Origin of the sequence: Nitrospira lenta (assembly GCF_900403705.1) — a bacterium.
GTDB lineage: Bacteria > Nitrospirota > Nitrospiria > Nitrospirales > Nitrospiraceae > Nitrospira_D > Nitrospira_D lenta.
The window spans coordinates 93,780-117,681 of sequence record NZ_OUNR01000016.1 but is presented as its reverse complement, the minus strand read 5'-3'; the positions used below and the strand labels follow the sequence as shown (position 1 = coordinate 117,681).

The following is a 23,902-nucleotide window of genomic DNA, read 5'->3' as shown; positions in this document are numbered from 1 at the left end:
AGATGGGGATTCACACCGAAGGAGGTAGCCATGGAACTGATCGATAAAACCATGCAGTTGCTACATCGAAGTCTCGATTTGTCCAGCGCCAGACAGCGGGTGATTGCATCCAACCTGGCCAATGAAGAAACGCCGGGGTATCGCGCCTCCGATCTGCAGTTCGCCCAACAACTGCGCGCGGCGCACAAGGGTCGCTTTCCGCTCACCATGGCAGTGACGCAAGGACAACACATCGGATTGCGCGGGCAAGGATATCAGGCCGTCACGGGAAAACTGGCGGAAGTGCCCGCCGGCGATCTCCCCATGGATGCGAACTCCGTCAATCTGGAATTGGAAATGGCAAAGTCTTCAGACAATGCCGGACAGTACAACACGGCGGCGACCATTACCGCTCAACGGTTCCGCCAGCTCCTCAGTGCGATTCGCGACGCCCGTTGACGGCGAAAGGAGACACGACGATGGATATGTCAGATGCGATGGCAGTCTCGGTTTCCGGGTTGGATGCGCAACGGCGCCGCCTGAACGTCATTGCCAGCAACCTGGCCAACGCCCAGTCTACGCGTACCCCCGGCGGCGGGCCTTACAAGCGGCGGGACGTGGTGTTTCATTCCGCCCCGGTGCCCAGTGCATTCCAAAAAGCCTTTCGCCAGGTGGCCATGGGCACAACGGCGCACGCACTGGAAGGCGTGGCGGTGTCGCGCGTCGTCGAGGATCAGAAACCGGGACAGTTGATCTACGATCCACATCATCCTGATGCCGACCCCAAAGGGTTTGTCCGTTTGCCGAATGTCAATGTGATGGAAGAGATGGTCAATATGATCGGCGCTTCGCGGGCCTATGAAGCCAACGTCCAGGCGATTAACGCGATGCGCACGATGCGGTCGAAGGCTCTGGAGATCGGGAGGTAAACCATGACACCCATTCAAGGCATCTCGCCGATTCTTCCCCCCATTGCGGACAGGATTGCTCCGGTCGGACCGGCGGACTCATCCGCATCCGGCGGGTTCTTGGATTCGCTCAAAAACGCCATCGGAAAAGCGAATGACGTGCAGCTCCAGGCCAATCAGGCCGTCGATGCCCTGGTGACCGGTCAATCGTCAGACCTCCATACGACGATGGTGGCGTTGCAGCAGGCCGATGCGTCGTTCCAGCTGATGATGCAGATTCGCAACAAACTCGTGACGGCGTACGAAGAAATTCAACGGATGCAAGTGTGACCGGGGCCTTTTGAGGCGGATGAGGTAAACCAGCTGTATGTTTTCGAAATTCTCGATCAATCAACGCATGATCATTCTGGTTGCGCTGGCGGGCTCCGTCGCCGGCCTCATTGCGCTCGCCCTCTGGACGCAACAACCGGACATGCAAGTGCTCTTCACGAATCTCAATAGTGAAGACGCGTCGTCGATTATCGATAAATTGAAGGAGTCAAAGACGCCCTACGATACGACGGGCGGGGGAGCCACGATTCTTGTGCCCACGGCACAGGTGCACGATCTTCGCTTGACGCTGGCCAGCCAAGGCATTCCCAAGGGCGGCGGTGTCGGCTATGAAATCTTTGACCGTACCTCCATCGGAATGTCGGAATTCGTTCAGAAACTGAATTACCGGCGCGCGCTGCAAGGCGAGCTGGCTCGTACGATTGCGCAGATGCCGGAAGTCGAACGCGCGCGCGTCCATTTGGCGATTCCTGAACGGCGGTTGTTTGCCGCGGAACAGGAGCGGCCCCGCGCCTCCGTGGTAGTGTCGCTCAGAAATGCCCAAGTGTTGAGCAAGGGGCAAGTCCAGGGTGTCGTGCATCTCGTTGCCAGCAGCGTGGAGGGATTGCAGGCCCGCGATATTACCGTTGTGGACGGCCACGGTCATCTCCTATCCTCCACGGCGCAGGACGAAACCGCCGGCCTGTCTAATACACAGCTCGAATATCAACGCACGATTGAAAAGGACATCGAAGGCCGGATTCAGTCGATGCTCGAGCGGATCGTCGGGTTGAATAAGGCGGAAGTCCGCGTCTCCAGCTTGATCGACTTTAGAAAAGTCGAAACGACGGAAGAACGCTACGACCCCAACGGGCAAGTCGTTCGCAGCGAACAGCGCGGGCAAGAGAAAGCCAACGGCGTCAACGGCATGTCCGGCGGCGTGCCGGGAGTGCAGTCCAACGTGCCGCCCGGGACGGAAGCGGAGGCCACGCCGACGAGTTCCAATGCGACGCAAACGAAGAACGAAACGGTCAATTATGAAATCAGCCGGACCGTCTCCCGCATCGTGGAGCCGATCGGTTCGATCAAGAAACTCTCGGTCGCTGTCCTGGTGGACGGAACCTACGAAACGCCCAAAGCCGCGGAAGGTCAGGCAGCCGACAAGCCGGCTGGTGATGTCATCAGAAAGTATATTCCCCGCAGTGAAGAAGACATCAAGCGGATTGAAGACATCGTCAAAAAAGCGATGGGCTATTCAACGGAACGCCAGGATCAAGTGCAGGTCGTCAATGTGCAGTTCGGATTTGGCCCTGAAGAGCCGGCCACCGCGACGGTCGAGGCGGTCGCGGAAAGCACGCAACCCTGGATGCCGTATATGAGATACGGTGTCGGTGCGCTGTTATTCCTGCTCATTCTCTTCTTTGTCGTCCGGCCCCTTATCGCGATGCTGGGCGTCTCGACGGTGGAAGCGACGGCGGCGGAAGCCACGGCGCCGGCCTTGCCCGCATCCGTCAGCGCGGTGGAAGCCTCGCTGGAATCGAGTGCGAGTCGCGCGCAAATCGTCGATATGGCCCGAAAGAATCCTGACGGGACCGCCGTGGTCGTGAAACAGTGGTTGAAAGGTAATGCATAGCCATGGCCGGTGACGCGAAACAGATGTCCGGTGAACAGAAGGCGGCGATTCTGCTGCGCGCCATCGGGGAAGAAGCGGCTGCTCAAGTCATGAAGCAGCTCGATCCCAAGGAGATCAAGAAGCTCGGTCATTACATGAATGGCACTGCCCAAATCTCAAAGGAAGATGAAGCGGTGGTGATTTCAGAATTCGAAAGCGCGAGCGCCTCGGGAGACGTCCAATTTAAGGGCAATGAATATATTCGCAGCGTCTTGATCAAAGCGCTGGGTCCAGAAAAAGCCAAGGCCATCATCGAATCGATGACGCGGAAATCCTATCCAGGCCTGGAAGCCTTGAAGTGGGTCGAAGCCAAATCGTTAGCCAGTATGATTAAGATCGAACATCCCCAAACTATCGCCGTCATTCTGGCGCATCTGGAGAGCGAACAGGCCAGTCAGTTGTTGGCTCAGCTGCCGGAGTTCTTGCGAGGCGACGTCGCCTTGCGCGTGGCGACCATGGAAGAAGTCCAACCCGATGTGTTGGAGGAACTCAGCAACACCATGCAGGAAGCGCTCTTGTCGAATACCGGCATGCGTGCCCAATCGCTCGGCGGAACGGAGATGATGGCCGATATCATGACCCGACTCGATAAGAGCACCGAGGGCAACATTATGGCCAAGATCGCGGAGAAGAGTCAGCCGCTGGCCGATGCGATCCGCGCCCTGATGTTCGTCTTCGACGACCTGATCAAGCTGGATGATCGCGGCATGCAGGAACTGATGAAGGAAATCAGCAAAGAAGATCTGCCCTTGGCGCTGCGTGGGGCTAACTCCGATATTAAGGATAAATTCTTCAAAAACATGTCGAGCCGCGCGGCCGAGATGCTCAAGGACGATATGGAATCCAAGGGCCCGGTCAAAATCGCAGATGTGGAGCGGTCGCAGCAGAACATCCTCAAAGTGTGCCGAAAACTGGAGGAAGAGGGCCGGATTGTGGTGGCCGGTGCAGGGGAGGAGATGCTGTAAATGGCCACGAGCGTATCACTGCCAGCGAGATTGTCCGCGCCGGCTGCGTCCGGAACGCCGAAACTACACGGGTCGATTCTCGTCGTCGATGATGACGAGATTATCCGGAATCTCTTTATCGAACTCTTTCGTTCTGAAGGGGTGGCCATTCGTGTCGCCGGAACCGCTCAGGAAGCGCTGGCGATGGTGAAACAAGCGCCCCCGGCGCTCGTGATGGTGGACATTGCCCTGCCGGATCTGGATGGGATTCAACTCTTGGAGCAGATTCAAGCCTGCGACCAACGAGTGATCAGCGTCGTCATGACCGGATCGCCGAGCGTCGAGTTGGCCGTCCGGGCCATGAAGGCCGGCGCAGCCGAGTTCTTCATGAAGCCGATTCAGAACGATGTCATGCTGATGACCGCTCGACGATTGCTCGAACTGCACGCCTTACGCGCGGAAAACACGGTCTTGAAACATGCGGTCGTGCGAGCCGGCGGCTTGCGCGTACACAGCATGGTCTTGCAAACATTCGGCGAAGACGGGGTCACACGCGGGCAAGATGGACTGACGGAATTTGAACGCGGCATTGCCGAAGGCGAGCGGCGAGCCTGCGCCCGTGATGAAGAACGCCGGCGTCATGAACGGACCGTGCTCTCCAATGCCGTGAGGAAATTCGATCAAGCCTGGCTGGCCTTGCATCAGACCGTGGAAGAAGAAGTGGTGAGTCTAGCCTTTCAGATTGCCACCAAAGTGCTGCGCGACCGCGCCGAGCAGGTCAAAGAACAAGTGGTGGCACAAGCCAAATCGGCGCTGGCCGCGTTGAAAGAGTCCGGCCGCGTGACCATTACGGTGCATCCCGCCGATGCCGGAACGCTGGACGCGATGCGGGACGAATTGAGCCGGGTCGGCGATCTCACGCTCTCGCTCCATATTGAACCGGATATCACGTTGCCCCGTGGAGGATGTATCGTGCAGACAGTCAACCGAGTGGTCGATGCCTCGCTTGAGACACAACTCTCCCGCCTAGGTGAAGCGCTTCGCGCAAGAGGCACACATGTCGCTCAGTGATCTTCTCGATCAGGTCGAACCATTGGACATTACCGGGCGCGTGGCGCAAGCCGTCGGCCTGGTCATTGAAGGCACCGGCGCGCGCTCGACGGTCGGCGACATCTGCCACATCACGAGGGAAGACGGCAAAGGGATCATTCCAGCGGAAGTCGTAGGATTTCGAGGCGATCGTGTCTTGCTGATGCCGCTCGGAGAAATGGAAGGGATCGGGCCATCGAGCCGCATTGCGATGACTGGTCAAGCGGCCGGACTCGCCGTTGGCCCCGCACTGCTCGGACGGGTCTTGAATGGGTTGGGGGAACCCTTGGACGGCAAAGGGCCGCTCGTCGCGCAGGCCCACTATCCACTTCGGACGAGTCCGCCGAATCCCTTGTCGCGGAACCGGATCACGACCCCGTTGGATTTGGGTGTGCGGGCGATCAACGGGTTCTTGACCTGCGGGCGCGGACAGAAGGTCGGGATCTTCGCCGGATCGGGCGTCGGGAAAAGCGTCTTGCTCGGAATGATTAGCCGCTATACCCAGGCGGACGTCAATGTCATTGCGTTAATCGGCGAACGCGGACGTGAGGTGAATGAGTTTCTGGAACGCGATCTGGGACCTGAAGCCTTGAAGCGCTCAGTCGTCATCGTGGCCACATCGGATCAACCGCCGATGGTCCGGCTGCGCGCATCGCTCGTGGCAACCTGTATCGCCGAATATTTTCGCGATCAGGGACGCCAGGTCTTATTGATGATGGACTCACTGACGCGGTTGGCCTACAGCCAACGGGAGGTCGGCTTGGCGATCGGCGAACCGCCGACGACCAAAGGCTATACGCCGTCGGTGTTCGCCATGTTACCGAAACTGCTGGAGCGAGTGGGGACCGGTCCCGGCGTCGGCACGATTACTGGGTTGTATACGGTACTGGTGGACGGCGACGATCTGTCCGACCCGATCGCCGATACGGTGCGTTCGATTCTGGATGGACACATCGTCCTCTCACGCACCCTCGCGGCGCAAAACCACTTCCCGGCCATCGACCTGCTCCAAAGTACCAGCCGGGTCATGCGCGACATTGTCACGCGTGAACATGAAGCGGCGGCGCGCCAAACGATCGAACTGATGGCGCGGTATCGGCAATCCGAAGATCTTATTCTTCTCGGCGCCTATAAGCAGGGGATGAATGCCGCGCTGGATCGGGCGGTGCGCGGACAAGACGCCATTAACGGGTATCTCCGCCAGGCGGTCGAACAACCGGCTGACTTTGCCGCGTCTCGACAGCACCTTCTGAACTTGGCACAACAGACATGAGCGTACAGTCGCTGCAACACTATCGTCTTCAGATTGAGGAGCAGCTCAAGATGGAGCTGGCCGAAGTTACACAGCAACTCCTCCAGGCGGAACAATCCATCGCGCGCTTGGCGGACGATCAGCGGCAGCAGGAGGAGCGGTACCGTGAAGAGACCAGCCAAGGATTGACCATCGAGCAACTCCTGGAGTGGCAATCGCACTTTGAAGCGCAAGCGGCCGCCACGGAGCAGGCCCGGCGTACGCTGGCGCATTGGCAACTGCAATGGGACGAGGCGCGAGCCAAACTGGTCGCCGCCAGTCAGGATCGCCGTACATTGGATCGTCTGATTGAGCGGTATCGGGAGGCGGCCCTGACGGAAATGCGCCGCCGCGAGCAGATGGCGACGGATGAGTCAGCGCATCATCGCTTTGCCGGCCAGGGAGATACGTTGTCATGAAGCCTGTCTACACCAATCCGGTCACCGATCGCATTACGCTGCGGCATCGCGTGAGGCCGCAATCTACAGTCACTCGATCGGCGCGGCGCTCCCATCTGTGGACCTTAGCCGGAGGCATGACCGGATCGGTATTTCTGCTGTGGGTCATGGTGCAGCTGGGCCAAGCGTCATCCGAGCCGCAACCCAAACCGGCGAAGCCGGCCGCTGCAGCGGCAAGCTCCACACCGGCGGGACCGTCCGGGAGCGCTGACACGACGGCTGACACAGCCGCTGCCACGGCTACGCCAGAACCGTCCATTGAGACGCCGAGAGAAATCATTGAGATGCTGGATCAGCGCAAGAAAGATCTCGACCGCCGTGAAACGGCCGTTCGGCAAGAAGAAGAGCGTATCCTCGCCCTCAAGACGGAACTGGAAGGGCTGCTTACGCGCAATGAGGCCACGCAGAAGAAGCTGGAGGAGTCTCGGCGGCTGCATCAGAAACAAACGACGGAACAGAAAATCCAGCAGGACCAGTTTATCGCGGAGCGGAAAGCCCTGTTCTCCAAGCAAGCGCAGGATCAGAAGAGTCAGAGCCAGGCGCAGCTCGCGAAGATGTATGAGTCCATGCCGTCAGAAGAAGCCGCAGCCAGACTCGAAAAGATGCCCGAGCACAAAGCGATCGAAATCCTTCGGATCGTCAAGCCGAAAACTGCCGGTGCCATTCTCTCTCAAGTGCGTGTGGACCGTGCCGCCAAGCTCACGGAACAGCTGCTCGGTCAAACCCCCTAACAGACTACGGACAGACTCGTCGATGCCGACAGTCGGCGCGACGTCTTTCGGATGAGATCGCGAAGCGCAACGCCAGATTGCTCGCAAAGACTTGCCTTCCAGCCACAACTAGCGAAGCAACAGCGGTGATGCCACCTGTCTGCGTGACGCGCTTTGACGAAGGCATGGAATACTGCTGACGGACAATCTCAGCATCCTGCATGCCTGTTCACCTCGTAAGTGGAAGCATCTTGCCTACGGGATAGGAAATACTTTCCTCCTGCGTGAATCAGCTGATCACACCTCGTGTATTTCCATCAATTGGCGCAGAGTTTTCGGCGAAGCGCACTGGCACAAGGCTTGAACTATGCCGGTGCGTGTCACCAGACAATCATCGGGAACACCTGAGGTCATAATGGACGTTCAACTACCGCATCTCGCATCGGCCGGCTCTTCCAACGCAACCGGCCCCCAGAGCACCTCTCGTCAAGGATCTGGAGGCAGCCGTCGAGAATCGGCCGGATCCGGAAAATCTTTTTCATCTGAATTGCAGTCGGTTCATACGGCACAGACATCCCGTCACGAGGCTGGACGCAGCCAAGCCTCGAGCGATGAGCACGATGCCCACGATGCCCAGACGGCTTCGGATCAGCCGGCGTCCGCCACAACGGCACCGACAACCTCCGGCGCCGACCGAGGCAACCAAGCCGGCGACAAAGAGACCGAACCCGCACGGCCGGACTCCACCCCCATGGTCACGGCGCCGCCGCCCGATGTGACGACGCAAAGCGTCTTGCTGGCACTGATCGCGCAGCCCACAGTCATCACAGATGCTCCAGTCCCGATGCAGACCGCACCGGGTGAACAGACGAACACCGCTATGGAGTCCGTGATGCCTTCTGTCATGGAGGACGGGACATCGTTGCCGATCACGGCGGCGGACTCCTCCACCGTTACGCAGGTCGAACACAAAGCCCTCGCGGCCGCATCCGCAGATTCCACGGCGGCCATTCCATCAGGCGCCACGCTGCAGCCGTCCGTCGATACCAACGGACAGCAGACGACCTTGTCCGACCTCGCTACGACACCGAGCGGTCAAGCTCAGCCGACGCCCGGAGAACTCCGCACGCTTCAACAGGAAAAACCGACATTCCCGCTCACGCGTGAAGAGCAGCCGCACGCTCCTGCAACAAGTGAGGTGAAGGCTGAGCCGGTGATCCTGCCCAACGAGTTGCGCTCTCAGGTACGGGAAGACCTCGCGGCGGCCCACGCACTGACCGCTGAACAGATCCAACGTTCGGAAGACAATCGGCCTCTGGTCATGGAACGTCCGATGCCCGTACAAGACACTCCGGCGCCGAAAGAAGAGGACGTGTCTCGTCAGCCTGCGGTTGCCCTGACTGCCTGGCAAGAAGCCGCAAGCCAGAAGGATGAAGGCGGGATGGAGTGGTCCGGCCATGACCATCGCGAACGCCCGTCTGCCGAGCAGACTGCGGCCCAATCCATCGTGCCGGAGGCTTCCGCGCCTGCCGCGCCATCGAATCCCACGTTGGTGACCCATGGCGTGGATCACCGCGCGTTTTCCTCCGCTCCTTCAGCCAAGCTTCCCGCCGACACTCAGCCGGCCGCAACCCTCCCTCCCGTTCAGTCGACCGATTGGATGCCGGGGAATTCAACGGGCCAAACCAAGTCGATGGTACTCGAGCTTTCGCAAGCCGATCTGGGACGGGTGAATATTCGTGTCGCGGTCAATCAGGAGACCGTCCACACGCATTTCTCATCCGAGCGAAACGAGTTAGGACAGTATTTGATGAACGGGCAAGACCGGTTGCAATCGGCATTGACCGCATCGGGCTTGGATCTGGGACGCTTTCAAGTCGACATTGACCGACAGAGCGCCGGACGGTCTTTCGAACAACCGACGTCTCGGGACCAGTCACCGGGCCATGCTCCGCAGGAAGAGCGGCAGAACTCGGGCCGGGGACGTGAAGAAACGATGCGTGAGACGACGCCGCGTCGCGGCATGTTGAATCTGGTGGCATAAGGATAGGGGAACCGCATTATGGCAACCGTTGGCTCAGCGACCTCACAGACGACACCCGGAGTCACAGCGCCCGCAAGCGGCGGAATCGCCGGGGCCTTGAGCGGCAACCAGCAAATGGGGCAGAACGACTTCCTCAAGCTTCTGGTCACGCAGCTGAAGAATCAAGACCCCTTGAAGCCGATGGATAACACCGCATTCGTCGCCGAGCTCGCGCAATTCAGTCAATTGGACCAGAGCACGAAACAGGTTCAGTTACTGGAGAAAAGCATCGCTCAGCAAGCGGATTCGATGCAGTACACCCTCTTGCCGATGATCGGGCGCAATGTGCAGGTCGAAGGCTCGCTCATCGATCTGAATAACGGGCCGGCTAAACTCACGTATGCGTTGGAGCGCGAAGCGAGTACCGTCCGAGTCACCATTCAGGATAAGCAGGGGAAGGCCCTTCGCATACTGGACTTGGGCACGCAGAGTGCCGGCAAACAGGAAGTCCAGTGGGACGGGCGCAATCAAAACGGGCAGTTGATGCCGAACGGAACCTATCAGTACCAGGTCCTGGCCAAAGACTCGAAGGGTGGAGCGGTCGTCGCGGCCCCAAGTTCTGTCTTGAAAATCTCCGGTGTGCGGATGGTCAACGGCAGCCCGCAACTGGCCGCCGGCGACTATGTGATCGACCGCAACGATATTGTCGAACTGCGATAAGAGAAACGCGCGCGCATTTGTTACAAAGGAGGATCTGACCCATGGGTATTCTGTCGTCTCTGTTTGCCGGTGTGAGCGGTCTCAATGCCAACGGCACGGCATTGTCGGTCATCGGAAACAACATCGCCAATCTCAGCACCGTCGGGTTCAAGGGGAGTCGCGCCACGTTCGCCGACCTGATCAGCTCCTCGATCTCAGGCGGATCAGGCTCAGTCCAGACCGGAATCGGTGTGGCGCTCACCTCCGTGCAGGGTGATTTTACGCAGGGATCGCTGGCCACCTCCTCGAATGTGCTCGATCTGGCTATCGACGGCAACGGGTTCTTTGTGATGAAAGACAAGCAGAACGGAACATTCTACGGACGTAATGGGCTGTTCCGCTTGAATAAAGACAGCGTCGTGGTCGATCCCACCGGGTTCAAACTGCAGGGATTCCTCGCCGACACGACTGGGACCATCACCGGCAATATCGGAGACATTGCCTTGCCGACCACCACGGCGTCGCCGAACCCAACCACCACGGCGCTATTGGCCGCCAACCTGAATTCCAGCACGGCGACCACCGGCGTTCGCGCAAATATTATCGGATCGTCCGCCTCGGTCACGACGACGGCGGCCGGCAATAATGCCTTTACGATCAACTTGAATGGCGATGGCGTGCGGACGGTGACGGTGGCGAACGGCCTCACTGGGTCGGCATTGGCCGGTGCCATACAGAGTGCGGTGCGGAGTCTGACGGCGGTCAACCCCTACCTGCAAGGGGCCTATGACGGCTTTGAAGCCACGGTGGGCGCGAGTAATATCTTCACCTTGCGATCCGGCCTCTCCGGCACGACGAACGATGTCGCGACGAATAACAGCACCGTCGTGGTGGCCGCAAGCGGCGCCAATACCCTGGCATCGACCCTCAACCTGCTGGCCGGTGCGTCGACCACCGGCTCCGATTTCAACGTGTCGGATCCGGTCGGCACCTCGAACTTCACCACCTCGCTGACGGTCTACGATTCGTTGGGGAACGATCACCTGTTGACCACCTATTTCACGAAAGTGGGATCGAATACCTGGAACTATAACGTCGTGTCGAGCACCGCCGACGTGAATACGGCCAACTATCATTCCAGTAATATCGATACCACGCTCGGGATCGTCCGAGTCGGCGCCGGGACCCTGACCTTCGGGACAGACGGGACGCTGCAGCGTGAAGGGCCGGTGACTCGCTTCGATACCAATACGGCGGCAGGAACGGTGGGCACGAACCCTGGAGAACTCCAGATCGACTTCGTCGGCGCCACACAGGATCAACTCATCGATATCAATTTCGGCGACAGCGTCATTACCGACGGCGGGAACGGTCTCACCGGCACCACGCAATTCGGCTCCACCTCCGCGCTGGTCCAGCAGACGCAGAACGGCTATGCCGCCGGTTCGCTCCAGGCCTTTAGCGTCGATACGAACGGCGTCATCAGCGGCCGGTTCTCGAATGGACAGCTGCGCGCCTTGGCTCAAGTGGTCCTAGCCAGGTTCCCGGATCCGATCGGCTTGACCAGGACCGGGAAAAATACCTTTGCCGAATCAGGAAACTCCGGTCAGCCGGTGACAGGATCGCCGGATAGCGCCGGTCTCGGCCGTGTCCTGTCTAATTCGCTGGAGCTCTCGAATGTCGATCTCGGTCAAAGCTTTATCGACATGATTGCCGCGCAGCGTGGCTTCCAGGCCAACTCGCGCGTGATCACGACATCGGATGAAATTCTCCAGGAGTTGGTGAATCTGAAACGATAGAACAGCCGCCTCTGCCGGGATGAGTGTCTAGACGAACTCATCCCGGCTTCCCTTCCGCTCTTTTCATCCTCGATTCGTCTGTAGCGGCTCCTCCAGCAGGTCTAGTCTCACCGTCAGATTTCTGACAGCGTCAACGGACCGGCTCGCGCAACGAAGCCTTCTCCGTATTTCTTACACAGGCCCCATTAATTACGCTCATTTGGCGTGTAGTCGTCTGCCAACTCGATGACAGCCGGCTTTACCTCAGATGGCATATCCATTGCACAAACCACCGGTGACGGCAATTGCGCATGTGAATTGAGGAGGTCTCCATGTCAGATGAAGCAGCAGCAGCAACCCCTGAAGCAGACAAGCCCGCAGCGCCGGCACCGGCGCTTCCCATTAAGCTTCTTATTATTGTCGTCGCCGCGGCGCTCGTCGCCGGACTTGGTGGCGCCTTTGTCATCGTGAAATTCATGGGGGGCCAGAGCCACGGTGGGGGAGAGGCGGCGGATGAGCATAAGACGGAGGCGTCGGCAAAATCCGAAGGGCATGGCGAAGCCGCAGGGAAAGCAAGCCCCGGCGTGGTGTTCGATCTGGATCCGTTCATTGTCAATCTGGCCGACGCGCCGGACATTCGCTATCTCAAACTGACCATTAAGTTAGAGGTGGAGAATGAAGGGGTCTCGGCGAATCTGTCAGGCCGTATTCCTCAATTGCGCGACACCATTCTGGTGCTGCTCTCAAGCAAAGACTCGGCCATGATTCGAAGTCCGCAGGGCAAATTTCAACTTCGAGATGAGATTACGCAACGAGTCAACGGCCTGCTGCCCAAGCCGGGGGTGAAGACCGCCTACTTTACGGACTTCGTGGTTCAGTAGACAGACGGCTATGGAAAAGATTCTTTCACAAGATGAGATCGATGCGCTGTTGAACGGCGTGGTCTCCGGTGAAGTCGAAACCGCGCCGGCGGCCGAGACGGCGGCGGAAGCGACGACCGGCGTGAAGGGGTACGATCTCCTCAATCAGGAGCGGATTATCCGGGGACGCATGCCGACCCTGGAGATGATCAACGATCGGTTTGTCCGGCGCCAAGCCGTCGCCTGGACCGGCGTGCTCCGCGAAGCGATCGAATTTGTCGTGGTCGGAACACAGGTCATCAAATTCGGCGAGTTTCTGAAAAAGATTCCCATGCCGTCCTCGCTCAATGTGTTTCACATGGCTCCTCTGCGAGGCAGCGGGCTCTTCGTGATGGATGCCTTTCTCGTGTATCTGCTGGTCGACTATTTTTTCGGCGGGAAGGGACAAACGCATGTGAAGCCCGAAGGGCGAGACTTTACCGCCGTACAACTCCGCATGATCAAGAAGCTGCTCATGTTGGCGCTCGCGGATTTGGAAAAGGCCTGGCAGGCGATTATGCCGGTGAAGGTGGATTATGTGCGCTCCGAGAGTAATCCCCAATTTGCCATGGTAGTGACGGCTTCAGAGGTCGTCATTGTAGTGACGCTGCAAGTCATCATCGGGGAGACCACCCGGGATCTGTTCGTGGTGTATCCCTATTCGATGCTGGAACCCATCAAGGAAAAGCTCTACTCAGGACTGGTGTCGGATCAGCTGGAACAGGATGGGTCCTGGAACAGCAAGTTCCGCGATCTGATTCATGAGTGCGAGTTGCCGATCGCGGTGAAATTGGGTTCCACCACCGTCACTGTCCAGGACGTGCTGAACTTTGCGCCCGGCGACGTGGTGATGCTGGATCAGCGCCCCGGCGATCCGCTGGAATGCTATGTCGAGGACTATCTCAAGTTTTTGGGAAGCCCCGGGGTATTTAAAGGCAATCACGCCTGTCGTGTCACGAAAGTGCTGGCGTAACTCGCAGGGAGGGGAGACGACCGTATGGCTGACGACGATGTGAATCAAGCTGCCGACACGACGACGCAAGAGGCTGCCGCCGCGGCGCCGGCCTCGTTTCCGCCGGTAACGAATACGGCGGTCGCGGAACAGCCGAAGAATATCGACTTCATTCTCGATATTCCGATGAAGGTATCCATCTACGTCGGGTCGACGAAAATGGCGATTCGAGACCTCTTGCAGCTCGCGCAAGGCTCGGTCATCGAGCTCGATAAATTGGCCGGCGAACCGATGGAAGTCATGGTGAACAATAAGCTGGTGGCCAAGGGCGAAGTGGTCGTCGTGAACGAAAAGTTCGGGATCAGGCTCACCGATGTGGTGAGCGCGGCGGAACGTGTCAAGCAACTGGCCTAAGCGATAGAGGAGCGACACTGTGGTTGACGTGTGGGAAAGCATGGGCCGGACACTCTTGGCGCTAGGGGCGGTCCTCCTTCTGATGGGAGCCGTGGCCTGGGTCGCGCGTCGCGTGTTCGCGCAACGCATGGGCCTGTCGGGCGGCACGCCGCTCATTCAAGTCGTGGCGAACAGTTACCTCGCTCCACGGCAATCGATCGCCCTGGTTGCCATTGCCGGTCAATACTTTGCCGTCGGGGTGACGGCAGAGACGCTGATTCCCCTCGGTCGTATTGAAGCCACGGAACAGTTGGCGACCCTCGTAACATCTTCCGGTCAGACCGGTATTCCCAACGGACTATCCCCTCGCAACTTGCTGTCGGCTCAATGGTGGCAGGATGTCACCAACGCCTTGGGGCAGGGGAAGCAAGGCGGACCGCATGTATAGCCTGACGCGCAAGGTGCTGCCCTGGACGAGATTCGTGCTGCTGGGGATCCTGCTCCTTCTCGGCCTGGAGATGGCGACGCCGGATCAAGTGTGGGCCGCCGGCCCGTCGGTGAGCATCGATCTGGGATCGGATTCGCCGAAGCAGACCGCCGTCGTCATTCAGATTCTGATTCTCTTGACGGTCCTCTCGCTGGCGCCGGCGCTCTTCATCATGGTGACGTCGTTTACGCGGATTGTGATCGTCCTCTCGTTTCTCCGCCAAGCACTCGGTACGCAATCGGTTCCGCCGAATCAAGTGTTGCTGGCGCTCGCCTTGTTTCTCACGATGTTCATCATGGCTCCCGTCGGACAGCAAGTCTACGGCGAAGCGCTGCAACCGCTCCTGGCCGAACAGCTGTCCTATGAAGAGGCCTGGAAGAAGGGCATCGAGCCGGTCAGGGGATTCATGTTGCGCCAGCTCCGGGACAAAGACCTCGAGCTCTTCATCACGCTCAGCAAGATTCCTAAACCGGAAAAGATCGCCGATGTGCCGACTCATGTGGTGATCCCGGCTTTTATTCTGAGTGAGCTGCGCATCTCCTTTCAGATCGGGTTCTTGATCTATATCCCGTTTCTGATTGTGGACATGGTCGTGGCCAGCATTCTGATGTCGATGGGTATGATGCTCTTGCCGCCGGCGGTCATTTCATTGCCGTTCAAACTCATTCTATTTGTCTTGGCCGACGGATGGTATCTCGTCGTCGGCTCCATGGTAAGGAGCTTTCAGTAATTCTATGACACCAGAAATGGTCACTGAACTTGGCCGGCAAGCACTGGAAACGACTCTTCTGGTCTCGGCTCCTATCTTAGGGTTGAGTCTGTTGGTCGGTTTGGTCGTGAGCGCGTTTCAAGCCATGACGCAATTGAATGAGCCGACCTTGAGCTTTGTGCCCAAGGTCTTAACGCTCTTCGGCGCGATTCTCGTGTTCTTGCCCTGGATGCTGGGCATCATGACCAGCTTCATGACGAATCTTCTGACCAATATTCCTGACTACATTCGCTAGGACGGCATGGGACTGACGCAGACGATTCACATTCTTCTTCCCCAGTTCCAGGCGTTTCTTGTCCTGGTGTCCCGCATCGGGGGATTGCTGGCCGCGCTGCCGGTCTTCAGCGGACGGACGATTCCCGTCAAGGTCAAGCTTGGATTAGTGCTGACGTTGAGCCTGATGCTGGCTTCATCGATTCCGATGCCCGCCATTTCACTGGATCCCATGATCTTGGTGGGCGGCATGCTCAGCGAGATGATGATTGGAGTCACAATCGGCTTGGCAGTTCGCCTGCTGTTCGGCGCGTTGGAAGTCGCCGGCGAGCTATTGGGAATTCAAATGGGCTTCGGTGCGGTCCACCTGTTCGACCCCACGACATCGCAACAAACGCCGATGCTCGCCCAGTTCTTTACCATGCTGGCCTCGTTGATCTTTCTCTCATTGAATGCCCATCTGTTCGCCATGGCGACCATCATTCACAGCTATGAGGCGATTCCCGCATTCGGCGCCCATTTGTCTTCGCACCTGGGCGAAGAAATTCTTCTGCTCTCGCAGCGGATGTTTACGATCGGTCTGAAACTGTCCGCGCCGGTGCTGATTGCCATTTTGCTCATCAACGTGCTCATGGCCTTGCTCGGCCGCGCCGTCCCGCAAGTGCAGGTCTTTGTCTTAAGCTTTCCCATTACGATTGCGGGCGGGTTGCTCGTGCTGAGTATCGGCATGCCGTTTACCGTGTCGTTGATCGGGTCGGAGTTCGAACAACTCCAACTCACGATCGAAGCCTTACTGAGGAGTCTCGGACGTGGCTGACTCAGAATCAGATAAAAGCAGTCGGACAGAGGAAGCGACTGAAAAGCGCAAATCTGAGGCGCGGCGCGACGGACAGGTCGCGATCAGCCGGGATGTCAGCACCGCGGCAGTCCTGATCGGCGGAGTCGGCTTTTTAGCCATCGGGGTGCCGATCGGCCTGCGGCAGTTGACCGACGTCACGCGGCGCGGGCTGTCCTTATCCTTTGACGAAACGTTTTGGAAAGCGCTGACAGTGGAACATATCCACACCATTGTCGTGCAAATCAGTGTCACGACGATGGTTCTGATTCTTCCCGTTCTCGCGGTCATTCTGTTCATGGGGACCGGCGCCTCACTGGCGCAAACAGGATTCCTGTGGAGACCGAACGCGCTCCAACCCAATTTCAACAAGCTCAATCCGGCCAAGGGTTTGGCACAACTGTTCTCCACCCGATCCGTCATGGAACTCGCCAAAGGCCTTGTGAAGATCGCGATCATTATGGCGGTCGGACTGTTTACCGCGCGTCACGATCTGCTCATGGTGCCCGGACTCATGGATTACGACCTGCCGGCTTCGGTCGAAATGGCCGGGCATCTCACGCTGAAAGTGGCGATGGGCGTGGTCGGCGCATTGGCGGTTCTCGCGGCCGTGGACTACATGTATCAACGGTTTGAGTGGTCTCGCGATCTGCGTATGACCAAAGAAGAGGTGAAGGAAGAGCACAAGGCAGCGGAAGGCGATCCGTTGGTTCGTGGCCGTATCCGCTCCGCGCAGCGCGATCTCGCCAAGAAACGCATGATGGCGGCGGTGAAGACCGCCGATGTCGTGGTCACCAACCCCACGCACTTGGCGGTGGCGCTGAAATATGACTCGAATCAGAAGGCCGCCCCGTTCGTGGTCGCCAAGGGCGCCGGATTTGTTGCGGAGCGTATCCGTGAGCTGGCTCGCCATCATGGCGTGGCGGTGGTCGAGAATAAATTGGTCGCTCGCACGCTGTACCGGTTGGTCGATATCGGAAAAGAAATTCCGTCGAATCTGTATCGCGCTGTGGCTGAAATCCTGGCCTTTGTGTACCGGGCCAGGGGTGTGAACCCCGGACAGTTATAAGAAGGGCTCTATTACATGGCATCCACGACGACCGTGCCTCCGATCGAACATCCTCCGCTACTGAAGCATCCGGACATTGTCATGTCCGTGGGTGTGGTTGGCGTGCTCATGGTCATGCTGCTGCCGCTCCCGCGCTTTCTCTTGGATCTCTTGCTCAGTTTCGACATCACGATTTCCATCATTATTTTGCTGGTGGGATTGCAAGTGCGCCGGCCGATGGACTTTTCGGTCTTTCCATCGATTCTCCTGATGGTCACGCTGCTTCGGTTGTCTCTAAACATTGCATCGACCCGCCTGATTCTGTTGCATGGGAATGAAGGCCCGGCGGCGGCAGGGGAAGTCATCCGAACGTTCGGGAATTTTGTCGTCGGCGGGAACTACACCGTCGGTCTCGTGGTGTTCGCGATTCTCGTCATTATCAATTTCGTCGTGGTCACGAAGGGCGCCGGCCGCGTGGCTGAAGTCGCTGCCCGCTTCACCTTGGATGCGATGCCGGGTAAGCAGATGGCGATCGATGCCGATCTGAACGCAGGTCTCATTAAGGAAGATGAAGCCCGGCGGCGCCGGAAGGATATCGCGGAAGAAGCGGACTTTTACGGCGCCATGGACGGTGCCAGCAAATTTGTGCGCGGGGACGCGGTGGCGGCGGTCATCATCGTGGTGGTGAATATCGTCGGAGGCCTGACCATCGGCATTCTGCAGCAGGGCATGAGCCCAGGCCTGGCGGCGCAAACCTATACGCTCCTGACCGTGGGTGAAGGCCTGGTCGCCCAAATTCCTGCGCTGATCGTCTCGACCGCCACCGGTATGATTGTGACGCGCGCCGCGTCAGAAAACGACCTGGGCGCGGAGATGACGCAGCAACTCCTCAATTCACACCGCGCCGTGGGAACGGCGGGCGGCATCTTGCTGGCCCTCGGCTTGGTGCCGGGCTTACCGCATCTGGCCTTCCTCGTGCTGGGAGGCGGCGTGTGCTGGATTGCCTACCACCTCTATCAACGGGAACAGGCGCCTGAAACTCTGACTCCTCCGCCGGTGACTGCCAAAGTCGACGAGCCGGTCGCCCACATTGCTCCGCTCGATTTGATGGAGGTGCAAGTGGGATATGGCTTGATCAATCTCGTAGAAGGCACACAGGGCAATGCGCTCCTGGATCGTATCAAGGGCTTGCGGAGACAGTTTGCCGAATCCATGGGGTTTGTCGTGCCTCCCATTCATATCCGGGACAATCTGCAACTGCGCCCAAATGAATACGCGATCATGCTGAAGGGGGTCGAGGTTGCCAAGGCCGAAGTGCTCCCGGGTCATGTGCTGGCGATCGATCCCGGCACAGCGCAGCGCGGGATGGTCCAGGGCATTCCCACCAAAGAGCCGGCTTTCGGGTTGCCGGCGTTGTGGGTCGCTGAGGATCAACGTGAGCAGGCGCAGATGGCCGGTTATACCGTCGTCGATGCCAGCTCGGCTATTACGACGCATCTCTCTGAGATCATCAAACGCCACGGCCATGAATTGTTGGGCCGGCAGGAAGCCCAAGCCTTGCTCGACGAAGTGGGGAAAACGCACCCCAAGCTGGTGGAAGAACTCGTGCCGACCATGGTGTCGCTGGGCACGGTCGTCAGGATTTTGGGCAATCTCCTGAAAGAGGGCATTCCCATCCGGGATATTCGCTCCATCCTGGAAGCCATCGCCGATCACGCCATGACGACCAAGGATGCCGAACTCTTGACGGAGATGGCCCGGCAGTCGCTCGCCAGGACCATTACCAAGCAGTACCAGGCACCGGACGGTTCGCTCCCGGTTATTACTCTGGATCCGCGCCTCGATCGAACATTGGCGGAGCAAGCGTCAACATTGCCGCAGGGGGCGATGCTGAATCTGGATCCCGCGTTGTCGCACAAGCTCCTGACGGCGCTCAAGCAATCGGCGGAACGCGTGGCTGCGCGCGGTCAACAGCCGATTCTGCTCTGCTCTCCGGCTGTGCGCCGACACCTCCGCCGGCTGACGGACCGGCTTTTGCATTCTGTCCCGGTGATTGGCCTGAATGAAATCGATGCCATGGTGCGATTGCAGTCGCTCGATACCATCCGGCTGGATTCAGAACTGCCGCAACCGTCGTGAGGTGACCAATGAAAGTCAAAACATTTCATGCCTTGACCATGCAGGATGCGATTCGAGCCATCAAAGAAGAGCTGGGTCCGGACGCAGTCATCCTTTCGTCGAAGGAAGTGCATCAAGGCGGACGGCTGATGAGTTACTTCAATAAGCCGGTGTTGGAGGTCATGGCCGCTGCCGAATATGATCCGTTGCCGCCTATCAAGCCGGCACGTGACACCTCAGCCCCGAGCGAGACCCGCAAAGCTCGACCCGCGCCAGCTGCTGCCAGTACAACGCCGCCGCCGGTCGGCCCGGAAGTATTTCATGACACCTTACAGGGAATGTTGGCGAACCCGGCGCCGCTTTCTCAAGTGTATGGCATAAAACAGCCTGTGGCGCCCTCACCGGCCCCTCGACACACACGCCCGGTCGCGCCGCGGCCAGCGGAGATCACGCAGAGCCGTTTACAAGATCTGCGTAAAGAATTGCGCACATTGAGCCGGGAGATCGGCGCGTCCTTGCCGGCAGCCGCACAATCGTTGAGTCAACATGCAGACCCGGCCATCGCGGCGTTGTGCCGCAGTCTCGTGGCGCAAGGCCTGCGCCCATCGAGCGCCGACCGGATCGGCCGATCGTTGAGCGCGGACTTGACCGGTCGCAATGTGACGGAGCCGCACGACCTCCAGAATGCGTTGGCGAAGTGTCTGGCGCAAGACATGCGCGTGAGCGGTGCGCTGCTCTCGGGTCAAGGAGACCGGACCATCGCCATGATGATCGGAACGAACGGGGCGGGGAAGACGGCGGCCATCACCAAGCTTGCGGCACATTATCAGTTGGAAGAAAAGAAGTCCGTCGCCATTGTCTCGCTGGACACCTATCGACTGGCGTCGGTCGAACAACTGCGGATGTATGCCGAGGTGCTAGGCATTCCCTGCGAATCGGCGATGTCGGCCAAACAGGCTGCCACCTGTGTCCACAAGCATGCCGATGCGGACTTGATTCTGATCGATACGGCCGGCTTTGCAGAACGGGATCTGGCCTTGGTGCACACCCTGCATCAGCTGCTCAAGACGGAACCGGAAGTGCAAACGCACGTCGTCGTCTCGGCCTCGACGCGGGAGCAGGATTTACAACGCCAGGTCGCGCAGATTCATGCGCTCCCGCTGCTGCGCCTGTTGTTCAGCAAACTCGATGAAACGGATTCATTCGGGGCGCTCTACGAATTAAGTCACCAGTCGGGCATTCCGTTGTCCTATTGGAGCGCCGGCCAGCGGGTTCCAGAGGATCTTGAAGTCGCCACGCCCCAACGGCTGGCCGAGCTTCTCATCGGCCGCCGCTATACGGTTCCGTTCCGATCGTCCGTGGATGCGCACGCATCGGCGGAGCGGTCCCCGTCACGCGGCTCGCACACCGTCACCATGAACACTGTTACCCGGTAGGAGGACAGACAATGCAGAGCGGATCATTGACATCCATGGCAGGGGATGTGTCGGAGCGAGTCTCCTCGCTGACGCGCGTCATTGCCGTGGCCAGCGGGAAAGGCGGCGTTGGCAAAACGAATATCGTCGCCAATATGGCGATGGCTCTCAGTCGAGCAGGGAAGCGGGTCCTCGTCTTGGACGCCGACCTCGGGTTGGGCAATTTGGATGTGCTGCTGGGCTTAGTCCCGGAACATACCATCGAACATGTGCTGGCGGGGACGCACTGCTTGGATGATGTCATTGTCGATGGACCGGGAGGAATCCGGGTGCTGCCTGCCAGTTCTGGCGTTCCACAGCTGACCTCGTTGAGCGAATCACAGCAAATGATGCTCATGGAACAACTCGAAGCCCTCTCGCGCGACGTCGATGTGCTCCTTATCGATACCGGGGCCGGGATTTCTCCGAATGTGACCTTCTTCGCTTCGGCGGCGCAGGATACCATTGTCGTGGTGTCTCCCGAGCCCACCTCTCTCACAGATGCCTATGCCCTCATCAAAGTGTTGACCAGGCAATATCGGGAGCGTCGTTTCAAAGTGTTGGTCAACATGGCAAAGAGCCCGCGAGAAGCGGCAGAAGTGTTTAGGAAAATCGATACCGCTGCGGATCGGTTCCTGCATGTTGTGCTTGAGTATGTCGGCTATATCCCTCAAGACGATTATGTTCCGCTGGCAGTAATGCGACAAAAGGCACTGCTGGAGCTGTTTCCAGCCTCGCCGGCGGCGCAGGCGTTGACGCGGCTGGCTGGGCAAGTTTTGCAGTGGCCCGAGCCGAATTTTCCTAAGAGCGCTGTGCAGTTGTTGTGGCAACGCTTACTTCAGACCACCGCAGTCATGTGATGGAGTCAAAGGCATATTTATTATGAGCAAAACGGCCGTTCATCGTGTCCATCAAGCGATTCCCAGCGGAGACGCCCATCGGGAACAACTGATCAAAGAGTTCGCGCACGTGATTCGGGCGATGGCCCATCGACTGGCCTTTCGATTACCGGCGTACCTGGATGCCGAGGACTTGATCTCAGTCGGGACAATCGGCCTCATGGATGCGATGGAGAAATACGATCCCAATCGCGAAGCGAAATTCAAGACCTACGCGGAGTTCCGCATTCGCGGCGCCATGTTGGATGAAATTCGTTCGATGGATTGGATTCCACGTTCCGTGCACGAACGCATCGGTCTCCTGCAAAAGACCCATATCACGTTGTTGAATCGACTGGGACGCCCTCCGTTGGATGAAGAAGTGGCGTCCGAACTCAAGATGCCCTTGGCTGATCTCGACGAATTTATTTCGCGGGCCCGTGGGGCCGTGATGATCAGTATCGACGACTTGGGGCTTCAAGAACCGGATGGGCACAAAGTCGTCAAGATGCTCGCCGATACACATCACCTGGATCCGTTATCCAGCTTGGTGAACGAGCGAGAGCGCGAAGCGATCGGCGAAGCCATTCAGGAATTGCCTGAAAAAGAGCGACTGGTCTTGACCCTCTACTACTATGAAGAACTGACGATGAAGGAAATCGGCGAGCTTTTGAAGGTCACGGAATCTCGTGTGTGCCAGATTCACACCAAAGCGATTCTTCGACTGAAAGCGTTTCTCCATGCCGAAGAGTAGCGCCCGGCATACGTGCACTGGTGCGGTGTGCTTGCCCCCGAGGCAATCTTCACGGTGATTGTTTGTGGCAGTTTGTGCCGGATCGCACGCTTCACATACGAGTCCTTCAGTTCTCTCTCTGAATAACCGAAACAGAGGCATCACTTATAAGGATGTCTCCGCTTCTTGTTCATGGATAGAGAACAACCTACATCGGCCGGTGCAACACCCTCTACGTCTTCCATCGGCTATCGCGGGCCGTTCACTCTGGGTCTCTCCCGCCTCGGCCGCTCGCGTTCACGAATCAGCGCATCGTCTCGCACAAGATCCATCAGCTGTTTTGCGCTGGCGCTTGCCACCGGATTCTTCGCGGCTCAATGGCTCACGAGTATGCCGCCGAGAGCTCCCTTCGACACAAGCAGTGGCGGCAGCCTAGAGCGCGCGTCGCTCACGACTCCCGAATCTCTGGTCGGCGGAATCGGGCTGTTCATGAGCCTGAGCCTCAGCCTTGCGGGAATGTGGTATTGGCCGTTTGCCCGGCGCACCAGAATCCAGCCACAGGAAGACAGTCTGGCGGCCTACGACCATGTGACGGGTCTGCCCACGTTGCGTCTCTTCACCGTGCTCCTCGAACAAGGGCTCACGCGGGCGTCGCATATGGGCCGCAGTGTCGGTGTGCTGGTCGCGGATCTTCAGCAGTTTCATCCGCTGCCGACCGCAATGACGACTCCCAATATCTCGTTGATCGTGCGAGTGCAGGCCGCCCGCATCAAGAGCGCGTTGCCCTCGAACAATACCGTCGCCCGGATCGGCGATCGGCGATTCGCCATTCTGATTGAAAGCGTGGTCGCACGGGATGAGATCGATACCCTCGCGCAGAATATCTATCGCACGATGTCGCTGCCCCTGATGATTGAAGGACAGGAAGTGCTGCTGACCTGTCACATCGGCGGATCTATGTATACTTCTTCGGCCTCATCAGGAGAAGCCCTATTGAGCCAGGCCGTGAAATCATTGGCCCTCGCGACCGCTGAGAATCCCATCCGCTTCTCCGAGTCGATCGGTGAAGTTCCAGGCATAGCCTCCATGGCCCAGTCTTCGGCGGCCGGCGAATCCCTTCTACGCTAGGCAACTTCTTCCTCCACCACGGAATTATTCGCCTGATCAAAAAGAACAGAGTGGCCCGCGCGCCTTCCATCCGACCGTCGGATAATTGACAGCCTGCCATATTTCCCCGCATTTCTCTCTTCCTTCATCGAACAG

At 58.6% G+C, this 23,902-nt stretch carries 25 protein-coding genes; all 25 read left to right on the top strand.

Annotated elements, in window-relative coordinates; all coding sequences use genetic code 11:
• Window positions 1-30: 30 nt before the first annotated feature.
• Window positions 31-438: a flagellar basal body rod protein FlgB gene (gene flgB, locus NITLEN_RS10310; protein ID WP_181416781.1), complete on the top strand. Its 408-nt coding sequence runs from the start codon at window positions 31-33 to the stop codon at window positions 436-438.
• 20 nt (window positions 439-458) lie between these two features.
• A complete protein-coding gene (gene flgC, locus NITLEN_RS10305) occupies window positions 459-908 on the top strand; it encodes a flagellar basal body rod protein FlgC (protein ID WP_121989532.1) in 450 nt (149 codons plus the stop codon).
• 3 nt (window positions 909-911) lie between these two features.
• Window positions 912-1,217, top strand: coding sequence for a flagellar hook-basal body complex protein FliE (gene fliE / locus NITLEN_RS10300; RefSeq protein WP_121989531.1), 306 nt, complete (start codon window positions 912-914; stop codon window positions 1,215-1,217).
• 37 nt (window positions 1,218-1,254) lie between these two features.
• Window positions 1,255-2,829, top strand: a complete 1,575-nt coding sequence (fliF, locus tag NITLEN_RS10295) for a flagellar basal-body MS-ring/collar protein FliF (protein ID WP_121989530.1) — start codon at window positions 1,255-1,257, stop codon at window positions 2,827-2,829.
• Window positions 2,830-2,831: 2 nt separating this feature from the next.
• Entirely contained in the window at window positions 2,832-3,833 is a 1,002-nt protein-coding gene (gene fliG, locus NITLEN_RS10290) for a flagellar motor switch protein FliG (RefSeq protein ID WP_121989529.1), read from the top strand.
• Window positions 3,834-4,883, top strand: a complete 1,050-nt coding sequence (locus NITLEN_RS10285) for a F0F1 ATP synthase subunit delta (RefSeq protein WP_121989528.1) — start codon at window positions 3,834-3,836, stop codon at window positions 4,881-4,883. It abuts the gene before it with no gap.
• Complete coding sequence (locus tag NITLEN_RS10280) at window positions 4,870-6,174, top strand: FliI/YscN family ATPase (protein WP_121989527.1); 1,305 nt, start codon at window positions 4,870-4,872, stop codon at window positions 6,172-6,174. The genes NITLEN_RS10285 and NITLEN_RS10280 overlap by 14 nt, the downstream gene beginning before the upstream one ends.
• Window positions 6,171-6,611, top strand: coding sequence for a flagellar export protein FliJ (gene fliJ / locus NITLEN_RS10275; protein WP_121989526.1), 441 nt, complete (start codon window positions 6,171-6,173; stop codon window positions 6,609-6,611). The genes NITLEN_RS10280 and fliJ overlap by 4 nt, the downstream gene beginning before the upstream one ends.
• Complete coding sequence (locus tag NITLEN_RS10270; RefSeq protein WP_121989525.1) at window positions 6,608-7,381, top strand: MotE family protein; 774 nt, start codon at window positions 6,608-6,610, stop codon at window positions 7,379-7,381. The genes fliJ and NITLEN_RS10270 overlap by 4 nt, the downstream gene beginning before the upstream one ends.
• Before the next feature lie 394 nt (window positions 7,382-7,775).
• On the top strand, window positions 7,776-9,404 hold the full coding sequence (locus NITLEN_RS10265) for a flagellar hook-length control protein FliK (RefSeq protein WP_181416780.1): 1,629 nt from the start codon (window positions 7,776-7,778) through the stop codon (window positions 9,402-9,404).
• A gap of 18 nt (window positions 9,405-9,422) precedes the next feature.
• Window positions 9,423-10,103, top strand: a complete 681-nt coding sequence (locus NITLEN_RS10260; RefSeq protein WP_121989523.1) for a flagellar hook assembly protein FlgD — start codon at window positions 9,423-9,425, stop codon at window positions 10,101-10,103.
• Between the two features lie 41 nt (window positions 10,104-10,144).
• Complete coding sequence (locus tag NITLEN_RS10255) at window positions 10,145-11,881, top strand: flagellar hook protein FlgE (RefSeq protein ID WP_121989522.1); 1,737 nt, start codon at window positions 10,145-10,147, stop codon at window positions 11,879-11,881.
• Window positions 11,882-12,192: 311 nt separating this feature from the next.
• Window positions 12,193-12,741, top strand: coding sequence for a flagellar basal body-associated FliL family protein (locus NITLEN_RS10250; protein ID WP_121989521.1), 549 nt, complete (start codon window positions 12,193-12,195; stop codon window positions 12,739-12,741).
• Window positions 12,742-12,751: 10 nt separating this feature from the next.
• Window positions 12,752-13,732, top strand: a complete 981-nt coding sequence (gene fliM, locus NITLEN_RS10245) for a flagellar motor switch protein FliM (RefSeq protein ID WP_121989520.1) — start codon at window positions 12,752-12,754, stop codon at window positions 13,730-13,732.
• A 24-nt stretch (window positions 13,733-13,756) separates the two neighbouring features.
• A complete protein-coding gene (gene fliN / locus NITLEN_RS10240; protein WP_121989519.1) occupies window positions 13,757-14,125 on the top strand; it encodes a flagellar motor switch protein FliN in 369 nt (122 codons plus the stop codon).
• Window positions 14,126-14,144: 19 nt separating this feature from the next.
• Window positions 14,145-14,552, top strand: a complete 408-nt coding sequence (locus tag NITLEN_RS10235) for a flagellar biosynthetic protein FliO (RefSeq protein WP_146216158.1) — start codon at window positions 14,145-14,147, stop codon at window positions 14,550-14,552.
• Window positions 14,545-15,321, top strand: a complete 777-nt coding sequence (gene fliP, locus NITLEN_RS10230) for a flagellar type III secretion system pore protein FliP (RefSeq protein WP_121989517.1) — start codon at window positions 14,545-14,547, stop codon at window positions 15,319-15,321. Before NITLEN_RS10235 ends, fliP begins: the two co-directional genes overlap by 8 nt.
• A gap of 4 nt (window positions 15,322-15,325) precedes the next feature.
• Complete coding sequence (fliQ, locus tag NITLEN_RS10225; protein ID WP_121989516.1) at window positions 15,326-15,595, top strand: flagellar biosynthesis protein FliQ; 270 nt, start codon at window positions 15,326-15,328, stop codon at window positions 15,593-15,595.
• A 6-nt stretch (window positions 15,596-15,601) separates the two neighbouring features.
• Entirely contained in the window at window positions 15,602-16,390 is a 789-nt protein-coding gene (gene fliR, locus NITLEN_RS10220) for a flagellar biosynthetic protein FliR (protein WP_121989515.1), read from the top strand.
• On the top strand, window positions 16,383-17,477 hold the full coding sequence (flhB, locus tag NITLEN_RS10215; protein ID WP_121989514.1) for a flagellar biosynthesis protein FlhB: 1,095 nt from the start codon (window positions 16,383-16,385) through the stop codon (window positions 17,475-17,477). The genes fliR and flhB overlap by 8 nt, the downstream gene beginning before the upstream one ends.
• A 15-nt stretch (window positions 17,478-17,492) precedes the next feature.
• The gene (gene flhA, locus NITLEN_RS10210) at window positions 17,493-19,595 is read left to right on the top strand and encodes a flagellar biosynthesis protein FlhA (RefSeq protein WP_121989513.1); all 2,103 of its coding nucleotides are present in this window, start codon (window positions 17,493-17,495) and stop codon (window positions 19,593-19,595) included.
• 8 nt (window positions 19,596-19,603) lie between these two features.
• Window positions 19,604-21,010 (top strand): flagellar biosynthesis GTPase FlhF, encoded by a 1,407-nt coding sequence (gene flhF, locus NITLEN_RS10205; protein ID WP_121989512.1) that lies wholly within the window; start codon window positions 19,604-19,606, stop codon window positions 21,008-21,010.
• Between the two features lie 11 nt (window positions 21,011-21,021).
• A complete protein-coding gene (locus tag NITLEN_RS10200) occupies window positions 21,022-21,888 on the top strand; it encodes a MinD/ParA family protein (protein ID WP_121989511.1) in 867 nt (288 codons plus the stop codon).
• Window positions 21,889-21,910: 22 nt separating this feature from the next.
• A complete protein-coding gene (locus NITLEN_RS10195) occupies window positions 21,911-22,660 on the top strand; it encodes a sigma-70 family RNA polymerase sigma factor (RefSeq protein ID WP_121989510.1) in 750 nt (249 codons plus the stop codon).
• A 369-nt stretch (window positions 22,661-23,029) separates the two neighbouring features.
• Complete coding sequence (locus NITLEN_RS10190; protein WP_181416779.1) at window positions 23,030-23,767, top strand: GGDEF domain-containing protein; 738 nt, start codon at window positions 23,030-23,032, stop codon at window positions 23,765-23,767.
• The last annotated feature ends 135 nt before the right edge of the window (window positions 23,768-23,902 follow it).